The organism is Mesorhizobium sp. B283B1A, from assembly GCF_020165735.1.
GTDB lineage: Bacteria > Pseudomonadota > Alphaproteobacteria > Rhizobiales > Rhizobiaceae > Mesorhizobium > Mesorhizobium opportunistum.
This window is the reverse complement of the sequence record NZ_JAIUIQ010000010.1, coordinates 92,418-111,617: the sequence shown is the minus strand read 5'-3', so window position 1 is coordinate 111,617 and position 19,200 is coordinate 92,418. Positions and strand designations below refer to the sequence as shown.

The following is a 19,200-nucleotide window of genomic DNA, read 5'->3' as shown; positions in this document are numbered from 1 at the left end:
AATGTTGCTTTCTGTCTTTTTCCTCGATCGACGGGTGTATCGGCCGCAAAGCTTGCGATAAGAGGGGACTCAAAATCCCCGCTCCCATGGACATCAATCGCCGCCCATGACCATTTCCAATTCCGTGCCGATCACCCCAGAGCTCATTGCCGCGCATGGGCTGAAGCCCGACGAGTATCAGCGCATCCTCGATCTTGTCGGCCGCGAGCCGAGCTTTACGGAGCTCGGCATCTTCTCGGCGATGTGGAACGAGCATTGTTCGTACAAATCCTCGAAGAAATGGCTGCGCACGCTGCCGACCACCGGGCCGCAGGTCATCCAGGGCCCAGGCGAAAATGCCGGCGTGGTCGACATTGGTGACGGCGACTGCGTCGTCTTCAAGATGGAGAGCCACAATCACCCCTCCTACATCGAGCCCTACCAGGGTGCGGCGACCGGCGTCGGCGGCATCTTGCGCGACGTCTTCACCATGGGCGCGCGGCCGATCGCGGCAATGAACGCGCTGCGCTTCGGCGCACCCGACCATCCCAAGACCAGACACCTCGTCTCAGGCGTGGTTGCCGGCGTCGGCGGCTACGGCAACGCCTTCGGCGTGCCGACGGTCGGCGGCGAGGTCAATTTCGACGCCCGCTACAACGGCAACATCCTGGTCAACGCCTTTGCCGCGGGCCTGGCCAAGACCGATGCGATCTTCCTGTCGGAGGCCAAGGGCGTCGGCCTGCCGGTCGTCTATCTGGGCGCCAAGACCGGCCGCGACGGCGTCGGCGGCGCCACCATGGCCTCGGCCGAATTCGACGACAAGATCGACGAGAAGCGCCCGACCGTGCAGGTCGGCGATCCCTTCACCGAGAAATGCCTGCTGGAGGCTAGCCTTGAACTGATGGCCTCGGGGGCGGTTATCGCCATCCAGGACATGGGCGCGGCCGGCCTCACCTGCTCGGCGGTCGAGATGGGCGCCAAGGGCGACCTCGGCATCGAACTCGACCTCGATAAGGTGCCGGTGCGCGAGGAGCGTATGAGCGCCTACGAGATGATGCTGTCGGAAAGCCAGGAGCGCATGCTGATGGTGCTGCGCCCCGAAAAAGAAAAGGAAGCCGAGGCGATCTTCCACAAATGGGGGCTCGACTTCGCCATCGTCGGCAAGACCACCGACGACCTGCGCTTCCGTGTGCTGCACCAGGGCGACCAGGTCGCCGACCTGCCGATCAAGGATCTCGGCGACAAGGCTCCGGAGTACGACCGGCCGTGGGTCGAGCCGCAGAAGCCGGCGCCGCTTGCCGCCGACGACGTTCCGCAGGCCGATGTCGCCGATGCGCTGCTGAAGCTGCTCGGCGGACCGGATCTCTCCTCGCGCCGCTGGGTGTGGGAGCAATACGACACGCTGATCCAGGGCAACTCGCTGCAGCTTCCCGGCGGCGATGCCGGCGTGGTGCGCGTCGAGGGTCATCCGACCAAGGCACTCGCCTTCTCCTCCGACGTCACGCCGCGCTATTGCGAGGCCGATCCTTATGAAGGCGGCAAGCAGGCGGTGGCCGAATGCTGGCGCAACCTGACCGCCACGGGCGCCGTGCCGCTCGCCGCCACCGACAATCTCAATTTCGGCAATCCGGAACGGCCCGAGATCATGGGCCAACTGGTCGGCGCGGTGAAAGGCATCGGCGATGCCTGCCGCGCGCTCGCCTTCCCGATCGTGTCGGGCAATGTCTCGCTCTACAACGAGACCAACGGCCGGGGCATCCTGCCGACACCGACCATTGGCGGCGTGGGCCTGATCGCCGATTGGTCGAAAATGGTGCGAACCGGCTTTGCCGCCGAATCTGAGATGATCCTTCTGGTCGGCGCACCCGCCTCCTGGGGAACGCATCTTGGCCAATCGGTCTATCTCAGGGACATCCACGGCCGTTCCGACGGTCCGCCGCCGCCAGTCGATCTCGATCACGAGAAGCGCGTCGGCGACCATGTGCGCTCGCTGATCGCGTCCGGCATCGTCACCGCGGCGCATGACGTTTCCGATGGCGGCATCGCGGTCGCCTTGGCTGAGATGGCGATGGCGTCGGGCATCGGCGCGACCGTCCCCGGCCTCGTCGGCACCGATCCCATTCCGGTCTGGTTCGGCGAGGACCAGGGGCGCTATCTCCTGACGCTGTCGATCGATCCGCATGGCGATGAATGGGATGCCATCCGCAAGCAGCAGGGCGAACTCGGCATCTTCGCGCCGTGGATCGGCTCGACCGGCGGCAAGACGCTGAAGCTCGGCGATGCCAGGGCGATCCCGGTCAGCGATCTGACCGCCGCTCACGAAGGCTGGTTCCCGCGCTTCATGGATCAGGCCAGTTGAGCAGACTGGCTGCCCGGGCGCTGCTCGCAGTCGTTTTCTGGCCGTCGCTGTTCTTCTTCTGGTTCCTCGGGCCGTTCGTCTTTTTCCTGCTGTCGACGACCTCTAGCGAGGTTTGCCCCAGGCTGGAAACGCGCGCCGAGTTCCTCGCAGCGGCCAATGGCACGCTTCCGATGCTGGTGCTGCAGAACCTCATCTATGCGGTTCCGCTCATCTGCCTGGTGCTGTGGAGTCGGCTCTTGCCGGACCAGGCGCGGACCAGGCACGTCATCACCTGCATCAAGCTTTTCGCCGTAGCGGCCACCCTGGGAGCGCTGTGGGAGTACGGCTCTTCGCTTGTCTGCGATGGCTACGGCCAGCCGTTCTTCTCGCCCGCCTGGCGGATGACCAGCTATCTGCCGATTGCCAACCTGGCGGTCAACGTCCCGCTCTATGTGCTGGCCTTCAGCCTCGGCCGCACCTTCTCGATGCGCGAAGACGATCCTCCAGCCGGCGCTATCCGTCCCGATGAGAATGCGCCGTAGGCCACAATCGCGACGGTGCTGGACGGAACGGCTTCAATCCCGGCCGGAAAGGCTCTAGGTTTATACCGACTCTCATCGCACGGGCAGCCACGCCGCAGCCCGCCCGAAAACAGGAATTTCTTTCATGGCAATGGACGCCCACGACATCGAAAAACTAATCAAGGACGGCATTCCGGACGCAAAGGTGACGATCCGCGACCTCGCCGGCGACGGTGACCACTATGCGGCCGAGGTCGTGGCCGAAAGCTTTCGCGGGAAGAGCCGCGTCCAGCAGCACCAGATGGTCTATGATGCGCTGAAGGGCAATATGGGCGGCGTGCTGCACGCGCTGGCGCTGCAGACCAGCGTTCCTGATTGAGGCATACAGCCTCAGACCCGCTTGGCCCAAAACACCCCATTCTTTGCGCCATTTGGCCGATGGCTTGGCTAAACTCTTGTTTCGGGCAACCTATGGGTTTATTTGAAAGGCATGCTTCGAGCCTGACTCCCACAGGCGTGAAAGGATATTCCATGAGCGGTATCAACGACTACATCGACAATGAAGTGAAGGGCAACGACGTCGTCCTTTTCATGAAAGGCACGCCCGGTTTTCCGCAGTGCGGGTTTTCCGGCCAGGTCGTCCAGATCCTCGACTATATCGGCGCCGACTACAAAGGCGTGAACGTTCTGGACTCGGCCGAACTGCGCCAGGGCATCAAGGACTATTCCAACTGGCCGACGATCCCGCAGCTCTACGTCAAGGGCGAGTTCGTGGGCGGCTGCGACATCATCCGCGAGATGTTCCAGGCCGGCGAGCTGCAGACCTTCCTGGTCGAAAAAGGCGTGAGCGTCAAAGGCGCCGCCTGATTCCAGTTTTTGGGCATGTCGCTGTCGACATGCCTGACTTCTGTTTGTGGGCACCGGGGCGGCTCCACCTCGGCAATTTTTACATCCTGATGTCGGGCCCCTGATATCGGGACCAGGACGAGCCAATGCGCCGGCCCGCCGGCGCGTTTTCGTTTTTAGAGATCGGACTTGCCGTGGACCAGCAATCGAAAGCGCCGCAATCGGCAAGCAAACTGTCTATTCCGCGCTGGGAATTCATCGCGCTGTGCGCGGCGCTGATGGCGCTGAATTCGCTGGCCATCGACATCATGCTGCCGGCGCTGCAGCAGATCGGCGCCTCGCTCGGCGTCGAGAACGAAAACCACCGGCAATATGTCGTGGTCGCCTATATGCTCGGCTTCGGCGGCGGCCAACTTTTCTTCGGACCGATCTCGGACCGGTTCGGGCGTCGCGCGCCATTGGTCGCCGGCCTGATCATCTACGTGGCGGCGGCGGGCGCGGCAGCCATCGCGCCCAGCTTTGAAACACTTCTGCTATGCCGCGTCGTGCAAGGCGTCGGGGCCGCGGCTACCCGCGTCATCGCCGTCTCGATCGTGCGCGATACATTCGAGGGCCGACGCATGGCCGAGGTGATGTCGCTGATCTTCATGGTGTTCATGGCGATACCGGTCATTGCGCCGGGGATCGGCCAGTTCATCATGCTGTTTGCCACCTGGCATTGGATCTTCATCACGATGGCCGTCGGGGCGCTGCTGGTATCGGCGTGGTCACTGCTGCGCCTGCCTGAAACGCTGCGTCCCGAACATCGCCGGCCGCTGACGGCATCATCCGTCCTTGGCGGTTTTCGCATCGTGCTCACCAATCGCGTCGCGCTCTGCTACGCCTTCGCCAGCACCTTCATCTTCGCAGCCATGTTCGGCTTCATCGCCTCGGCGCAGCAGATCTATGTCGACATATTCAACGTCGGCGAGATGTTCCCGCTCATCTTCGCCGGGGTTGCGGGCGTGCTCGCCTTCTCGAACTTCCTGAACTCGCGCCTGGTCGGTCGCATCGGCATGCGCCGTCTGTCGCAAAGCGCGCTGCTGCTGTTCTTGACCATCAGTCTTGCATGGCTGGTCGTGTCGCTGGAATTGAAGATGCCGCTGTGGCTGTTCGTTACCTTTTTTGCCGCCGCCATGCTGCCGTTCGGTGCGCTCGGCGCCAATTTCAATGCGTTGGCCATGGAGCCGCTCGGGCAACTGGCCGGCACGGCGTCATCGATCCTGGGTTTCATGCAGACTTTTCTCGGCGGCATTCTCGGCACGTTGATCGGCCAGGCGTTCAACGGCACGGTAACGCCGCTTGCCGCCGGCTTCTGCAGCGTTTCGGTCGCAGCGCTGCTGATGATCCTCATCGCCGAGCGCGGCAAGATGTTCCAGCCGCACAACCCGCCGGTTTCAGGGCACGTTACCGACCTGCATTAGCCTGGTCCAACCCTTGGTGGGACGCTGACATTGGTCGGCCTTCGCTATCGTCGTCGTATTGCGCTCAGCCGAGTTCCTGGGCGAGTCCGATGAGAAGCCCTCCAGGCCCGCGGATGTAGCAGAGCCGATACACGTCCTTATACTGGACGACTTCGCCTACGAGCCGCGCGCCGTGCTTGCGGAGCCTTTCAAGCGTCTCGTCGAGGTCGTCCACGGCGAACATGGCGCGGAGGTAGCCCAGGGCGTTGACCGGGGCGTTGCGGTGATCCGCCACGACAGGCGGCGCGAGGAAGCGGGAAAGTTCAAGCCGGCTGTGGCCGTCCGGCGTGCGCATCATGGCGATTTCGACATGCTGATCGCCCAGTCCAGTGACACGTCCGGCCCATTCTCCTTCGATCGTGGCCCGCCCTTCGAGCTCAAGGCCGAGCTCGCGAAAGAAATCGATCGTCTCTTCGAGGTCATCGACGACGATTCCTATGTTGTCCATCCGCTTGAGTGCCATGCGTCCAATCTACAAGGTGCCGTCCAGGCCGCAACTCATAAAACTGTCCCAAAACCGCTGCGCTTAGGAGGCACCTTCAAGAGTTGCCGTGAAGCGAGGGGTCAGCATACGCCCGGCGATTGCCCCGCCCATGCTGTCCGAAAAGGGCAGTGGCAAGGCATCATCGAGAGCCTTGAGGATGGAAGCCACGAAGGCACGGCTAAGCCGGGCATCAGTCCCGAGATCGGAATAGGTGGCGCGAGGCTTGCCGATCAGTGTGCCGTTTCGGCGAAGCGAGAACTGCAATGTCAGGGACATGCCGGCGGTTCCAGCCGGCGGCTTCCAACACGCGAAGATGGCCTTGGACATTTCCTCGATGGTGTCGATGGGATCAGGGCTGCGACAACTGCGTTGCCGTGCCCAGGCCTCACTGGAGCCCGCAAACAAGGCGATGGCCGCGACTACCGCGCACCATATTCGCCGGATCTTTGGGTTCGCGGGTGGCCGCATCACTTCTTTGCCGGTAAAAGCCGGCGGCGCGAACGCCGCCCGCGGAAATTTGAGCTATTGCGACCACAGTTCGCGGCGCAATTCCTGCCAGCTTTCCAGGTCGGGCGCGACCAGCAGACCGCCGCCGACATGCGACGGCAGATAGGGCGTGCCGTCAAACCGCGCGGCATGGCCGCCCGCCTCGGCATGGATCAACACGCCGGCCAGATGATCCCAGGGCATCAGCTTGTTGTAGACCACGAAATGGCCGTGGCCGCTGGCCAGCAAGCGGTATTCGTGGGCGGCACAGCGGTAGTTGAACTGCGACAGCGTCTTGGTCTGGTTGCGGGCCAGCCGCGTGCGGTCGGGCTCGGCCATGTATTGCCAGGAGACCGCGCCGGTCATCTCAGAGATCGGCGCTCCCGCGGCAACCCGGACTTTCTCCAGCGTGCCATGCGCATGACGGATATGGCTGCCGGCACCCCTGGCGCCGATCAGCCAGTCCTTGCCGACCGGATCGTGGATGATGCCGGCGACCGTCTCGCCCTTGACCACGACGCCAAGCATGACGCCGAACAGCGGTACGCCGGAAGCGAAGTTGAAGGTGCCGTCGACCGGGTCGATGACGAAAGCAAGATCGGCGTCCCCCAGACCGTCGAGCAGCGCCGGATTGTCGGAACAGGCCTCCTCGCCGACGACCATGGCGCCGGGATAGCGTTGGCGCAGCCTGGCGGTGATCAACCGTTCGGCATTGACGTCCGCTTCCGTCACCAAGTCGGCGGCGGAAGTCTTCTGCCTGACGTCGCCATCGCCCAGCCGGCGGAAGCGGGGCATGATTTCGGTGTCGGCTGCTTCAGCCAGCAGGCTGGCCAGCCAGTCGATCGCGGTATCGTCAAATGTCATCGGCTTGCCTGGGGGTTTCGTTGAGAGCTGCAAAATCGAACAGTTTCCGGTCCAGCAGATGCGACGGCCTGGAGTTGGAGAGCGCACGCAGCATGGTATCCTTGCGGCCAGGCATGCGCTTTTCGATGTCGTCCAGCATCGCCTTCATGGCGTTGCGCTGGAGACCCTCCTGGCTGCCGCAGAGGTCGCAGGGAATGATCGGGAACCGCATGGCGGCAGCGAATTTTTCGAGGTCGATCTCGGCGCAGTAGCTCAACGGCCGCAACACAATGACGTCGCCGTCGTCGTTGAGCAGCTTTGGCGGCATGGCGGCGAGGCGGCCGCCGTGGAACAGGTTCATGAAGAAGGTCTCGAGAATATCCTCGCGGTGGTGGCCAAGCACCAGGGCAGAACACCCCTCCTCGCGCGCGATCCGGTAGAGATGGCCGCGGCGCAGCCGCGAGCACAGCGAGCAATAGGTACTGCCCTGCGGCAGCTTGTCGGTGACGACGGAATAGGTGTCCTGGTATTCGATCCGATGCGCGATGCCGTTGGCGTTGAGATAGTCCGGCAGGATGTGCTTGGGGAAATTCGGCTGGCCCTGGTCGAGATTGCAGGCAAGCAAATCGACCGGCAGCAGTCCGCGCCATTTGAGGTCCAGCAGCACGGCAAGCAGGCCGTAGGAATCCTTGCCGCCCGACAGCGCGACCAGCCAGCGCTCGCCAGGCCTGACCATCGAGAAATCCTCGATCGCCTGGCGGGTCAGCCGCAGCAGCCGCTTGCGCAGCTTGTTGAACTCGACCGAGGACGGCACATCGGCGAACAGCGGGTGGAAACCACCTTCGCCCTCGGCGATCGGTTCAAGCGTTTCGATGTCTGGCTGCATGTTCATGGCGCGACGGCCCCGTATGTAACTACCGACCGGATTAGCGCATCGGCAGGAAAACCGAAACGGCAAAGCGGATGCACGAAACAAAAAGGCCGCCTCGAGGGCGGCCTTTCCGATATCGCAGAAAAGCGTTCGCTTAGCGCGAATAGAATTCGACGACCAGGTTCGGCTCCATCTGCACGGCGAACGGAACGTCCGCCAGGCCGGGGATGCGCGAGAAGGTCGCGACCATCTTGTTGTGATCGGCTTCGATGTAGTCCGGAACGTCGCGCTCGGCGAGACCGACCGCTTCCAGGACGATCACCAGCTGCTTCGACTTTTCACGCACTTCGACGACGTCGCCCGGCTTGCAGCGGTACGAACCGATGTTGACGCGCTTGCCGTTGACGTTGACGTGGCCGTGGTTGACGAACTGACGGGCGGCGAAAATGGTCGGCACGAACTTGGCGCGGTAGACGACCGCGTCGAGACGCGACTCGAGCAGGCCGATCAGGTTCTCCGAGGTGTCGCCCTTGCGGCGGTCCGCCTCTTCATAGACCTTGCGGAACTGCTTTTCCGAAACGTCGCCATAGTGACCCTTCAGCTTCTGCTTGGCGCGCAGCTGCAGGCCGAAGTCGGAAAGCTTGCCCTTGCGGCGCTGGCCGTGCTGGCCGGGGCCGTATTCACGCTTGTTGACCGGGGACTTCGGGCGGCCCCAGATATTTTCGCCGAGACGGCGGTCGATCTTGTATTTCGCGGATTCGCGCTTGCTCATCGCATTCCCTTTTCAAAAACAACACACCCGGCACCTCATGGTTCGGGTGAAGGAAACGCGCCCTCCTCTGGCCTCCGTTTTCGAGACCTGACAGGGTTTTCCCACGCAACGCGGCGGAAAACCCACGGGACACGTCAGTTCAAACAAGATCAGAAACAACCAGGGTCGCCGACCTTGCGCATACAAAACAAACACCGGACATCGCTGCCCGGCGTTGGCGGCTGGTTAAACCGAGATTTAACCGGTGTCAAGCTTGTGAGTGGCGCGGCGTAGCGCAACCCTATACCGTCCGGGACGTAGATGCGATGCCGGTTGTGGCGGGAGGTTTGCGCCAACGGCACCAGGAAGCGACTGGAGCTAGAGGAGTCCAATGAGCATGAAGAAGTTCTTCCTTACCTTGGCCGGTGCCGCGGTATTGGCCGGGTCGATGGCGGTTGCACCGGAGCCGGCGATGGCCCGTCATTGGCACGGGCACAAACAGGTGTGCCGCGTTATCGTCAAGAAAAGGGTGGTGTGGCGGAATGGCCACCGCCGGGTAATCGTACAGAGGGTGAGGCGCTGCCACCGCTGGTAAGCTGCCCCAAGCAACAATCCAAGGCCAGCGAACCGTCGCTGGCCTTTTCAATGATCAGGCTGGCTCGAAGCGCTCAATCCTTGGATTTTTTCTCCGGCAGTCCCTTGCGCTTCGTCTCGGCGAATTCCTCAAGCTGCTTTTCGCTCATCGATTTATACATGCCCTTGGAAGCGCCCTGGAGTTCGCTCTTTTTCGTCTCTCCGCGCTTGGCCGACAGGGCAGCGCCGGCGGCTTTCTGCTGGGCTTTCGAGGTGGCTGGCATGGCCGTTACTCCTTTGCTGTCGGGAGAAACGCCCGCGCCTTGGCGGCGGTTCCCTCGCCAGCGGCGCAGTTCCCGCCTTCCCGTGTCCGGAGCGCCAGTGTAGGACGGCGGCATGAAATCACTGACCGATCCCTCACAAGCACTCTCCACGGGCCTAGCGAAAATCCGCACCGAATTCCACGTGCCGGAAGGATTTCCGGCAGTCGTAATGACCGCAGCGGAGGCGGCGGCCAAACGCGTGCCCAACCAGCACACCGATCGAACAGCGATGCCCTTCGTCACACTTGATCCGGCAAGCTCCACCGATCTTGATCAGGCGTTTTCAATCGAGGCGAGCGGCGGCGATCTGCTGCTACATTATGCTATTGCCGACGTAGCCTGGTTCGTCGCGGACGGCGACGCGATCGATCTCGAGGCCTGGACGCGGGGCGAGACACTTTACCTCCCGGACGGCAAGGCCGGGCTCTACCCGCCGGCACTTGCCGAAGGTGCAGCGAGCCTGTTGCCGGATGGACCGCGCCCGGCGGTCGTCTTCACCGTCCGGGTCGCCGAGGATGGTCTGGTGAAATTGGACGGCGCGGAGCGGGCAATCATTCAAAGCCGCGCCAAGCTCGCCTATGACAGCGTGCAGGCCACCGATCTCCCGGCCGGCTTCGCCGAAATGGCACGGCGCATGGCGATGAACGAAAGGCGGCGTGGCGCGTCCCGCGTCGACCCGCCCGAGCAGGAGGTGGAAAGGCTCGCCGACGGCACGTTCCGGCTTTCGTTCAGGCCGCTGCTGCAATCCGAGCAAGACAACGCCGCGCTTTCCCTGGCCGCCAACATGGCGATTGCCGACGCAATGCTTGCGCACCATACCGGCTTGTTCCGTGTGATGTCGGAGCCGGATGCTTCCAAGGTGCAAAGACTGCGCAACGCGGCACTGGCTCTGGGGCTGTCCTGGCCGGCCTCCACCAGCTTGCATGACTACCAGCGAACCCTTAACCCGGCCGATCCGCAACAGGCGGCGCTGATGCTGGAAATCCGCCATGCAAGCCCCGGCGCGTCTTACCAACCCTATCAGGAAGGTGTCGTGCCCTGGCATGAGGCGATGGCGGCGACCTATGCCCATGCAACCGCGCCGCTCAGGCGACTGGCCGATCGCTACGTCGTGCGCTGCGCGCTGGCAATCGCCAACGGCCAGCCCGCACCGCAGGCCGTCACCGATGCGTTCACCAGATTGCCGAAAGTGATGGGACGGGCGGGTGCCAGCGCTTCGCAGATCAACCATGCGGCCATCGACCTTGCCGAGGCCGTCATGCTCAGGGGACGCGAGGGGGAAACGTTCAAGGCCGTCGTGACCGACGTCAACCATGGCGTGCGCGTCCAGCTTGCCGACATGCCTATCGTTGCCAACCTGAACGCGACCGGGCTCGGACAGGGTGACGGCCTAACGCTAAGGCTGGTCCTGGCCGATCCGGATCAACGCCGCATCGTGTTCGAACCTGGCTGAACGGCAGACGCTTCCGCCACCAGTCCAAAGCCCTGCATCAGCCGGCTGACGGCGAAATCCGCCTTGCCCGAGGTGAAGACGGCGATATCAGGCTCGCCTTGCGGGAGCGCCCCATCGACGGGCGGCAGCAGGGAAAGCGCCCGCCGCGCGATCGCTTCGGCCGGGTCGATCCAGTCGACCGGCCAGGGCGCCGTCTTGCGCATGCGGTTGACCAGAAATGGATAGTGGGTGCAGGCCAGCACGACGATGTCGGTCCTGCGCCCGTCTTGTTCCATGAAACAGGGGGTGATCTCGGCGCGCACGGCCTCCTCGTCGACGAAGCCCTCGCGCATATAGGCTTCGGCAAGCCCCGCCAGCCTGTCGCTGCCGACCAGACGGACATGGCATTGCTGCCCCCATTTGCTGATCAGGTCGCGCGTGTATTGCCGCTTGACCGTGCCCGGCGTCGCCAGCACCGAGACCAGGCCCGAGCGCGTTCGCTCCGCCGCCGGCTTGACCGCAGGCACCGTGCCGACAAAGGGGTGGCCGGGAAATCTGTCGCGCAGCGCGTCGATGACCAGCGTCGAGGCAGTGTTGCAGGCGATGACCGAAATGACCGGCGAAAACCGGTCGAGCAGCCTGGCGAACAGTTCCAATATATGCGTGCGCAGCGCCGGTTCTTCCCAGGCGCCGAAAGGAAAGGCCGCATCGTCGGCGACATAGACGAAACGGCGGTCCGGCATCAGCACGCGCGCCTCGCGCAACACGGTTAGGCCACCGACGCCAGAATCGAACATTAGGATCGGCTGGTCAGTCATTGTCGGTTCCCTTGCCGCCGAGCGGCGGCGTGTCTTCATCATCGCCGGCCGGCCGGTGCGCCTGGCGATCGGCCTCTGCCTTGGCGGCGCGCGCGGCGGCCGGAAGCCGCCTTGGATCGTCGCCCGGCGAACCATCGCCGCGCGGCATTGCCGGTGAGAACCTGTCGAGCGACGAGATGATGCCGCGCAGCACTTTCAGCTCCGGCTCGGCAAAGCCGGCGCGCGTCAGCACGGCGCGCAGATTGTCGACCATCTTCGGCTTCTTCGGCGCCGGCCGGAAATAGCCGCGCGCCTCCAACGCGCCTTCCAGATAAGCGAACAGGCCGTGCAGCTCTTTCTTGCTGGCCGGCTTCATGTCCGGACCGGAGAAATTCGTCCTGGTCTCGTCCTCGAGACCGGACTTCATCCACTCATAGGACATCAGAAGTGCGGCCTGGGCGATGTTGAGCGAGGAGAAGTCGGGATCGACCGGGAAGGTGACGATCTCGTCGGCGAGGCCGACCTCGTCATTGTAGAGGCCGAAGCGCTCGCGGCCGAACAGGATGCCGGTGCGCTGACCCATTCCGTGACGGGCCCGCAGCACCCTGCCCGCTTCGACCGGGCCGCGCACGGCCTTGAAGCCATCGCGTTGCCTTGCCGTGGTGGCGAAAACGAAATTCAGGTCGGCAAGCGCCGAGGCGAGATCGTCGAACACCTTGACCGCATCGATGACGTGATCGGCACGGCTGGCGGCCGCGCGTGCCTTCTCGCTCGGCCAGCCGTCGCGCGGGTTGACCAGGCGCAACTCCGCCAGGCCGAAATTGGCCATGGCGCGCGCGACCATGCCGATGTTCTCGCCAAGCTGCGGCTCGACGAGGATGATGGCCGGACCGGCGGCTGAAGCGTTGTCGGGATCTTTGGTGATGGGCATGATTGTCAATGAACTGCTGTTTGCGGCATTTCAGCGTCCCCTGCCATATTCGGCGGCGAAAATGAAGCATTCGCAAATGATCGCGGTCATGGGCTCGCATTCGTGACCGATCGCCGTTTGCGCGGCCAAAAACGCTTTGATATACGGGCGCATCCCCGGCCGAACGCCACACGGGCAAGGCCGTCCCATATCCCAGCAACGAGGCATTCTTTCCATGGCGAAGATCAAGGTGGCGAACCCGGTCGTCGAACTCGACGGCGACGAGATGACCCGCATCATCTGGCAGTTCATCAAGGACAAGCTGATCCACCCTTATCTCGACCTCAAGCTCGAATATTACGACCTCGGCGTCGAGCATCGTGACGCCACCAACGACCAGGTGACGATCGATTCGGCCAACGCCATCAAGAAATACGGTGTCGGCGTGAAATGCGCGACGATCACCCCCGACGAGCAGCGCGTCGAGGAATTCAAGCTGAAGAAGATGTGGAAGTCGCCGAATGGCACCATCCGCAATATCCTCGGCGGCACGATCTTCCGCGAGCCGATCATCATGAAGAACGTACCGCGCCTGGTGCCCGGCTGGACCAAGCCGATCATCGTCGGCCGTCACGCCTTCGGCGACCAGTACCGCGCCACCGATTTCCGCTTCCCCGGCAAGGGCAAGCTGACCATCAAGTTCGTCGGTGAGGACGGCCAGGTGATCGAGCACGATGTGTACGATGCGCCCGGCGCCGGCGTCGCCATGGCCATGTACAATCTCGATGAGTCCATTCGCGAGTTCGCCCGCGCCTCGCTGAACTACGGCCTGCTGCGCAACTATCCGGTCTACCTGTCGACCAAGAACACCATCCTCAAGGCCTATGACGGCCGCTTCAAGGACATTTTCCAGGAAGTCTACGAGGCCGAATTCGAGGCCGAGTTCAAGTCGAAGAAGCTGTGGTACGAACACCGCCTGATCGACGACATGGTGGCCTCCGCCCTGAAATGGTCGGGCGGCTATGTCTGGGCCTGCAAGAACTACGATGGCGACGTCCAGTCCGACACGGTGGCGCAAGGCTTCGGGTCGCTCGGCCTGATGACCTCGGTGCTGATGACGCCGGACGGCAAGACGGTGGAAGCCGAAGCCGCGCACGGCACCGTCACCCGCCACTATCGCCAGCACCAGAAGGGCGAAGAAACCTCGACCAACTCGATCGCCTCGATCTTCGCCTGGACACGTGGCCTCGCCCACCGCGCCAAGCTCGACGACAATGCAGAATTGAAGCGGTTTGCCGACACGCTGGAGAAGGTCTGCATCCAGACCGTCGAGAGCGGCTTCATGACCAAGGACCTGTCGCTGCTGATCGGCCCCGACCAGCCCTGGCTCTCGACCACCGGCTTCCTCGACAAGATCGACGAGAATTTGCAGAAGGCGATGGCGTAAAACACCGGCAGTTCTAGATGCGAAGGCTCCGAAAGGAGCTTTCGCTTTTTAGGCCACCGAGAGCGAAAACATGACCAAGCCAATCCTCCACGGCGCGGATTACAGCGTCTATGTGCGCATCGCCCGGATGGTGCTGGAGGAGAAAGGCGTCGACTACGAACTCGTGCCGGTCGATATCTTCGCCGCCGAGGGCATCCCCGCCTGGTATCTCGAGCACCATCCGTTCGGCCGCATCCCGGCCTTCGAGCATGATCGGTTTCACCTTTTCGAGACGAGCGCGATTGCCCGCTATATCGACGAGGCCTTCGACGGACCGGCGCTGCAGCCTGCCGACGCGCGCAGCCGCGCCAGGATGGGCCAGATCATCGGCATGCTCGACGCCTATGCCTACCGGTCAATGGTCTGGGATGTCGCCGTCGAGCGGCTGGAGAAGGAAGCGCCGGATGAGGCGTTGATCGCCGGCGGGCTGCGGCAAGCGGAGACGGTGCTGAAAGTGCTGACCTCGCTGACGACGGAGGGACCATGGTTGCTCGGCGAGCAGCTGACACTGGCCGATCTGCATGCGGCGCCGATCATTGCCTATTTCGTCAAGGTCAGCGAGGGGCAACAGCTGCTGGCGCGGTTCGCGGATATCCGGGACTGGTATGCGCGCATTGCGGCGTGGCCGAGCTTCGTTCGGACTGAAAAAGTCGGCTGACAAGTGTTGAGACGTCTGCGGGACAGTGCCCCCCTCTGTCCTGCCGGACATCTCCCCCACTTGGGGGGAGATTGGCAGCGTCCGCCGGGCGCCTATTCCGGCGCGGTTGTTTCCACGTGGGAGATTGGCGAAAGCCGGTGCGACGTCCGATCTCCCCACTCGTGGGGGAGATGTCCGGCAGGACAGAGGGGGGCACTGTCCCTCCGACCGTTGCTATAACAGTCCACTCGCCTACACCGCCTCGAGCGCCGCCTTCACAGCCGCAATCGCGTCGTTGGCCTTCGACGCATCCGGGCCTCCGGCTTGCGCCATGTCCGGCCGTCCGCCACCGCCCTGCCCGCCCAACGCGGCCGAGGCGACGCGGACCAGGTCGACGGCGCTGAAACGGCCGAGGAGATCGTCGGTGACGGCGACCACGACGCTGGCCTTGTTGTCTTCGCCGGCGCCGACGAAGACGACGACGCCGGAGCCGAGCGACGTCTTGCCGGCATCGGCCAGCGGCTTCAGATCCTTCGGCGATACACCGGAGACCGTCTTGCCGAGGAAGCCGACACCCGCGACCGTCTCGTTTTCCGAAGGCGCGCCGGCCGCGGCACCGCCGCCCAGAGCCAGCTTCTTGCGAGCCTCGGTCAATTCCTTCTCGAGCTTCTTGCGCTCTTCGAGCAGCGTCTCGACGCGCGCAGGCACATCGGCCGGCGAAATCTTCAACACGGCTGCCGTCGCCTTCAAACGCCTGTCTTGCTCGTCGAGGTGTTTGCGCGCGGCTTCGCCCGTCAATGCCTCGATGCGGCGCACGCCGGCGGCGACGGCGCTGTCCGACACGACACGCACCAAGCCGATATCGCCGGTCGCCCGGACATGGGTGCCGCCGCAGAGTTCGACCGAATAGGGCCGGTTGGCCTTGGCGCCATGCACACCGGTGCCCATCGAGACGACGCGCACCTCGTCACCGTATTTCTCGCCGAACAGCGCCATGGCGCCCTCGGCGATGGCGTCGTCGACGGACATCAGGCGCGTGGTCACCGGGCCGTTCTGGACGACGATCTCATTGGCCATGCGCTCGACCTCTTCGAGATCCTCCGATGAGATCGGCTTGTTGTGCGAGATGTCGAAACGCAGGCGCTCGGGCGCGACCAGCGAGCCCTTCTGCGCGACATGGGTGCCCAACACCTCGCGCAGCGCCTCGTGGATCAGATGCGTGGCCGAATGGTTGGCGCGCAGCCTGGTGCGGCGCGCATGGTCGACCTTGAGTTCGACAGCAGCACCCGTCTTGACCGTACCGCTTGCCACCTTGCCGAGATGCACGAACAGTCCGTCGGCCTTTTTCTGCGTGTCGGAGATCTCGATCGAAAACCCTTCGCCCGAGATGATGCCGGTGTCGCCCACCTGACCGCCGGACTCGCCATAGAACGGCGTCTGGTTGACGACCACCGCAACGGCGTCGCCCTTGCCGGCGCTGTCGACGGTCTTGCCGTCCTTGACCAGCGCCTGGACGAGGCCTTCCGCCTGCTCGGTCTCGTAGCCAAGGAACTCGGTGGCTCCGGTCTTTTCACGCACGGCGAACCAGACCGTCTCGGTGGCGGCCTCGCCGGATCCGGTCCAATGCTTACGCGCCTCGGCCTTCTGCTGCTCCATCGCATTGGTGAAGCCGGCAAGGTCGACCGAGATGTTGCGTTGGCGCAGCGCGTCCTGCGTCAGGTCGAGCGGGAAGCCGTAGGTGTCGTAGAGCTTGAAGGCCGTCTCGCCGTCCAGCATGTCGCCGGCATGCAAAGTTTCCGTCGCCTCCGAGAGCAGGCCGAGGCCGCGCACCAGCGTCTTGCGGAAGCGCGTCTCCTCGAGCTTCAGCGTCTCGGTGATCAACTGTTCGCCGCGCAGCAGTTCGGGATAGGCCTGGCCCATCTCGCGCACCAGCGCCGGCACCAGCTTCCACATCAGCGGCTCGTTCGCGCCGAGCAACTGCGCGTGGCGCATGGCGCGGCGCATGATGCGGCGCAACACATAGCCGCGTCCTTCGTTCGACGGCAGCACGCCGTCGGCGACCAGGAAGGAGGACGAGCGCAGGTGATCGGCGATGACGCGGTAGGAGGCCACGGTTTCCGCATCGGGAGCGCGCCCGAGTGCGGAGGACGCCACGTCGATCAGGTGCCGGAACAGGTCGGTCTCAAAGACGCTTTCCACACCCTGCAGGATGGAGGCCATGCGCTCCAGGCCCATGCCGGTGTCGATCGAGGGACGCGGCAGGTCGATGCGCTCTTCCTTCGTCACCTGTTCATACTGCATGAACACCAGGTTCCAGAATTCGAGGAACCGGTCGCCATCCTCCTCGGGGCTGCCGGGAGGACCGCCCCAGATATGCTCGCCGCGATCGATGAAGATTTCCGAGCACGGCCCGCAAGGACCGGTATCGCCCATCGCCCAGAAATTGTCCGAGGTCGGGATGCGGATGATGCGGTCGTCCGAAAAACCGGCGATCTTCTTCCAGAAACCGGCCGCCTCATCGTCCGTGTGATAGACGGTGACCAGCAGCTTGTCCTTCTTCAGCCCGAACTCCTTGGTGATCAGGTTCCAGGCAAGTTCGATGGCGCGTTCCTTGAAATAATCGCCGAACGAGAAATTACCGAGCATCTCGAAGAAGGTCAGGTGGCGCGCGGTATAGCCGACATTGTCGAGGTCGTTGTGCTTGCCGCCGGCGCGAACGCTCTTCTGAGCAGTCGTGGCGCGCGAATAGGGCCGCTTCTCCAGGCCGGTGAAGACGTTCTTGAACTGCACCATGCCTGCATTGGTGAACATCAATGTCGGGTCGTTGCGCGGCACGAGCGGGCTCGAGGCGACGACCTCGTGGCCCTCCCTGCGGAAATAGTCGAGGAATGTCGACCGGATTTCGTTCACGCCACTCATGACTGCTGCCTTTTTTCGCGAAAACCGCCGGCGACCCGGCGGAAATGGGCTCTGCTTTTTGCAGAGATAGATTCCAGAGATAGATTGGGCCTTTTAGCGGGCACGCTTCACCCTGTCCAGAAACACGGAATTGGGTCAATCCACCACCTTGCCGGCAGCCCAAAAACAAAAACCGCCGGCGCGAAGGCCGGCGGTTTTGGACGCGGTACTATAGAACTCGATTACATAAGCATTGGATCATAGGCAGGAATTATGGCCGAACTCCGGCCATTGGCCTACATCGCGCCGGCTTCATCCTCGAAACCGTCGTCGCCATTGCCCTCAGAGCCACCATTTTCGAGGAATTTCTCGGCGATCAGCCCGGCATTCTGCCGCAGCGCCAGTTCGATCTCACGCGCCGTATCGGGATTATCGCGCAGGAACAGTTTTGCATTTTCGCGGCCCTGGCCGAGACGCTGCGAATTGTAGGAGAACCAGGCGCCCGATTTCTCGACCACGCCGGCCTTGACGCCGAGATCGACCAGTTCGCCGGTCTTGGACACGCCTTCACCGTACATGATGTCGAATTCGACCACCTTGAAGGGCGGCGCCAGCTTGTTCTTGACCACCTTGACGCGGGTCTGGTTGCCGACGACCTCGTCACGGTCCTTGACCGAACCGATGCGGCGGATATCGAGGCGCACCGAAGCGTAGAACTTCAGCGCATTGCCGCCAGTGGTGGTTTCGGGCGAGCCGAACATGACGCCGATCTTCATGCGGATCTGGTTGATGAAGATGACCATGGTGTTGGAGCGCGAGATCGAGGCGGTGAGCTTGCGCAGCGCCTGGCTCATCAAACGTGCCTGCAGACCCGGCAGCGAATCGCCCATCTCGCCTTCGATTTCGGCGCGTGGGGTCAGCGCCGCGACCGAATCGACCACCAGCACGTCGATGGCGCCGGAACGCACCAGCGTGTCACAGATTTCCAGCGCCTGCTCACCGGTGTCGGGCTGTGAGATCAGGAGGTTTTCGAGATCGACGCCGAGCTTGCGGGCGTAGACCGGATCGAGCGCATGCTCGGCATCGACGAAGGCGCAGATGCCGCCCTTCTTCTGGGCTTCCGCCACCGTGTGCAGCGCCAGCGTCGTCTTGCCCGAGCTTTCCGGCCCGTAGATCTCGATGATGCGGCCACGCGGCAGGCCACCGACGCCGAGCGCGATGTCGAGGCCGAGCGAGCCCGTCGGCACCGTCTCGATCTCGACGACCTGCTCGTTCGCGCCAAGCCGCATGATCGAGCCCTTGCCGAAAGCCCGCTCGATTTGCGACAGCGCCGCATCCAGAGCCTTTGATTTGTCCACTGCCTTATCCTCTACAAGCCGCAAAGAATTCTGAGCCATGATACATCACCCCTTGGTCGTCAATGAAGGCCGGACAATCCGTAATCCCTACCATTTTGTACCTTTTTTGTTCTCGTTGGGCAAGAGGGATCAAACATCTGAAAAACAAGCGATATCCGGATTTGT

Annotated in this window: 18 protein-coding genes; 8 read left to right on the top strand and 10 right to left on the bottom strand. The window is 63.3% G+C overall.

Annotated features, from left to right (window positions below):
• The first annotated feature begins 106 nt into the window (after positions 1–106).
• From purL to LB577_RS10935, 5 genes are all read left to right on the top strand, one after another.
• Entirely contained in the window at positions 107–2,338 is a 2,232-nt protein-coding gene (purL, locus tag LB577_RS10955) for a phosphoribosylformylglycinamidine synthase subunit PurL (RefSeq protein WP_224686716.1), read from the top strand.
• Positions 2,335–2,859 carry a hypothetical protein gene (locus LB577_RS10950; RefSeq protein WP_224686715.1) on the top strand — a complete coding sequence of 175 codons (525 nt, stop codon included), beginning with the start codon at positions 2,335–2,337 and terminating at the stop codon, positions 2,857–2,859. The genes purL and LB577_RS10950 overlap by 4 nt, the downstream gene beginning before the upstream one ends.
• Before the next feature lie 124 nt (positions 2,860–2,983).
• Positions 2,984–3,217 (top strand): BolA/IbaG family iron-sulfur metabolism protein, encoded by a 234-nt coding sequence (locus LB577_RS10945; protein ID WP_010909092.1) that lies wholly within the window; start codon positions 2,984–2,986, stop codon positions 3,215–3,217.
• Between the two features lie 152 nt (positions 3,218–3,369).
• Positions 3,370–3,705 carry a Grx4 family monothiol glutaredoxin gene (gene grxD / locus LB577_RS10940; protein ID WP_013895877.1) on the top strand — a complete coding sequence of 112 codons (336 nt, stop codon included), beginning with the start codon at positions 3,370–3,372 and terminating at the stop codon, positions 3,703–3,705.
• A 173-nt stretch (positions 3,706–3,878) separates the two neighbouring features.
• The gene (locus LB577_RS10935) at positions 3,879–5,147 is read left to right on the top strand and encodes a multidrug effflux MFS transporter (protein WP_411969238.1); all 1,269 of its coding nucleotides are present in this window, start codon (positions 3,879–3,881) and stop codon (positions 5,145–5,147) included.
• Positions 5,148–5,211: 64 nt separating this feature from the next.
• Here LB577_RS10935 and LB577_RS10930 read toward each other — a convergent pair whose 3' ends face one another.
• From LB577_RS10930 to LB577_RS10905, 6 genes are all read right to left on the bottom strand, one after another.
• Positions 5,212–5,649, bottom strand: coding sequence for a VOC family protein (locus tag LB577_RS10930; RefSeq protein ID WP_224686714.1), 438 nt, complete (start codon positions 5,647–5,649; stop codon positions 5,212–5,214).
• Between the two features lie 63 nt (positions 5,650–5,712).
• Entirely contained in the window at positions 5,713–5,946 is a 234-nt protein-coding gene (locus LB577_RS10925) for a hypothetical protein (RefSeq protein ID WP_224686713.1), read from the bottom strand.
• Between the two features lie 246 nt (positions 5,947–6,192).
• The gene (locus tag LB577_RS10920; RefSeq protein WP_224686712.1) at positions 6,193–7,020 is read right to left on the bottom strand and encodes an inositol monophosphatase family protein; all 828 of its coding nucleotides are present in this window, start codon (positions 7,018–7,020) and stop codon (positions 6,193–6,195) included.
• Positions 7,010–7,891, bottom strand: a complete 882-nt coding sequence (ttcA, locus tag LB577_RS10915; RefSeq protein WP_224686711.1) for a tRNA 2-thiocytidine(32) synthetase TtcA — start codon at positions 7,889–7,891, stop codon at positions 7,010–7,012. Before ttcA ends, LB577_RS10920 begins: the two co-directional genes overlap by 11 nt.
• Before the next feature lie 133 nt (positions 7,892–8,024).
• Entirely contained in the window at positions 8,025–8,642 is a 618-nt protein-coding gene (gene rpsD / locus LB577_RS10910; RefSeq protein ID WP_023759539.1) for a 30S ribosomal protein S4, read from the bottom strand.
• 647 nt (positions 8,643–9,289) lie between these two features.
• Entirely contained in the window at positions 9,290–9,478 is a 189-nt protein-coding gene (locus LB577_RS10905; RefSeq protein ID WP_013895885.1) for a DUF3008 family protein, read from the bottom strand.
• 112 nt (positions 9,479–9,590) lie between these two features.
• Between LB577_RS10905 and LB577_RS10900 the strand changes: the two genes are divergently transcribed.
• Positions 9,591–10,970 (top strand): RNB domain-containing ribonuclease, encoded by a 1,380-nt coding sequence (locus LB577_RS10900; protein ID WP_224686710.1) that lies wholly within the window; start codon positions 9,591–9,593, stop codon positions 10,968–10,970.
• On the opposite strand, the gene murI is transcribed toward LB577_RS10900, so the two are convergent.
• Complete coding sequence (murI, locus tag LB577_RS10895; RefSeq protein WP_224686709.1) at positions 10,940–11,767, bottom strand: glutamate racemase; 828 nt, start codon at positions 11,765–11,767, stop codon at positions 10,940–10,942. The two genes, LB577_RS10900 and murI, sit on opposite strands and share 31 nt — an antisense overlap.
• Positions 11,760–12,677: an RNA methyltransferase gene (locus LB577_RS10890; protein WP_224686708.1), complete on the bottom strand. Its 918-nt coding sequence runs from the start codon at positions 12,675–12,677 to the stop codon at positions 11,760–11,762. Before LB577_RS10890 ends, murI begins: the two co-directional genes overlap by 8 nt.
• A gap of 214 nt (positions 12,678–12,891) precedes the next feature.
• On the opposite strand from LB577_RS10890, the gene LB577_RS10885 reads away from it, so the two are divergent.
• Together LB577_RS10885 and LB577_RS10880 are read left to right on the top strand one after the other, a co-directional pair.
• Positions 12,892–14,103, top strand: a complete 1,212-nt coding sequence (locus tag LB577_RS10885; RefSeq protein ID WP_013895889.1) for an NADP-dependent isocitrate dehydrogenase — start codon at positions 12,892–12,894, stop codon at positions 14,101–14,103.
• 70 nt (positions 14,104–14,173) lie between these two features.
• Positions 14,174–14,800, top strand: a complete 627-nt coding sequence (locus LB577_RS10880; RefSeq protein ID WP_224686707.1) for a glutathione S-transferase family protein — start codon at positions 14,174–14,176, stop codon at positions 14,798–14,800.
• A 231-nt stretch (positions 14,801–15,031) separates the two neighbouring features.
• Here LB577_RS10880 and alaS read toward each other — a convergent pair whose 3' ends face one another.
• Both alaS and recA read right to left on the bottom strand, forming a co-directional pair.
• A complete protein-coding gene (gene alaS, locus LB577_RS10875) occupies positions 15,032–17,698 on the bottom strand; it encodes an alanine--tRNA ligase (RefSeq protein WP_224686706.1) in 2,667 nt (888 codons plus the stop codon).
• Positions 17,699–17,973: 275 nt separating this feature from the next.
• Positions 17,974–19,074 carry a recombinase RecA gene (recA, locus tag LB577_RS10870; RefSeq protein WP_013895892.1) on the bottom strand — a complete coding sequence of 367 codons (1,101 nt, stop codon included), beginning with the start codon at positions 19,072–19,074 and terminating at the stop codon, positions 17,974–17,976.
• Positions 19,075–19,200: the final 126 nt, after the last annotated feature.

Excerpts from the sequence above, each read along its gene's own strand:
- LB577_RS10890 (WP_224686708.1), bottom strand. The coding sequence starts at position 12,677 with ATGCCCATCACCAAAGATCCCGACAACGCTTCAGCCGCCGGTCCGGCC.
- LB577_RS10930 (WP_224686714.1), bottom strand. The coding sequence starts at position 5,649 with ATGGCACTCAAGCGGATGGACAACATAGGAATCGTCGTCGATGACCTC.
- grxD (WP_013895877.1), top strand. The coding sequence starts at position 3,370 with ATGAGCGGTATCAACGACTACATCGACAATGAAGTGAAGGGCAACGAC.
- alaS (WP_224686706.1), bottom strand. The coding sequence starts at position 17,698 with ATGAGTGGCGTGAACGAAATCCGGTCGACATTCCTCGACTATTTCCGC.
- LB577_RS10920 (WP_224686712.1), bottom strand. The coding sequence starts at position 7,020 with ATGACATTTGACGATACCGCGATCGACTGGCTGGCCAGCCTGCTGGCT.
- LB577_RS10885 (WP_013895889.1), top strand. The coding sequence starts at position 12,892 with ATGGCGAAGATCAAGGTGGCGAACCCGGTCGTCGAACTCGACGGCGAC.
- purL (WP_224686716.1), top strand. The coding sequence starts at position 107 with ATGACCATTTCCAATTCCGTGCCGATCACCCCAGAGCTCATTGCCGCG.
- murI (WP_224686709.1), bottom strand. The coding sequence starts at position 11,767 with ATGACTGACCAGCCGATCCTAATGTTCGATTCTGGCGTCGGTGGCCTA.
- LB577_RS10880 (WP_224686707.1), top strand. The coding sequence starts at position 14,174 with ATGACCAAGCCAATCCTCCACGGCGCGGATTACAGCGTCTATGTGCGC.
- LB577_RS10925 (WP_224686713.1), bottom strand. The coding sequence starts at position 5,946 with ATGTCCCTGACATTGCAGTTCTCGCTTCGCCGAAACGGCACACTGATC.
- ttcA (WP_224686711.1), bottom strand. The coding sequence starts at position 7,891 with ATGAACATGCAGCCAGACATCGAAACGCTTGAACCGATCGCCGAGGGC.
- recA (WP_013895892.1), bottom strand. The coding sequence starts at position 19,074 with ATGGCTCAGAATTCTTTGCGGCTTGTAGAGGATAAGGCAGTGGACAAA.
- LB577_RS10900 (WP_224686710.1), top strand. The coding sequence starts at position 9,591 with ATGAAATCACTGACCGATCCCTCACAAGCACTCTCCACGGGCCTAGCG.
- LB577_RS10945 (WP_010909092.1), top strand. The coding sequence starts at position 2,984 with ATGGCAATGGACGCCCACGACATCGAAAAACTAATCAAGGACGGCATT.
- LB577_RS10905 (WP_013895885.1), bottom strand. The coding sequence starts at position 9,478 with ATGCCAGCCACCTCGAAAGCCCAGCAGAAAGCCGCCGGCGCTGCCCTG.
- rpsD (WP_023759539.1), bottom strand. The coding sequence starts at position 8,642 with ATGAGCAAGCGCGAATCCGCGAAATACAAGATCGACCGCCGTCTCGGC.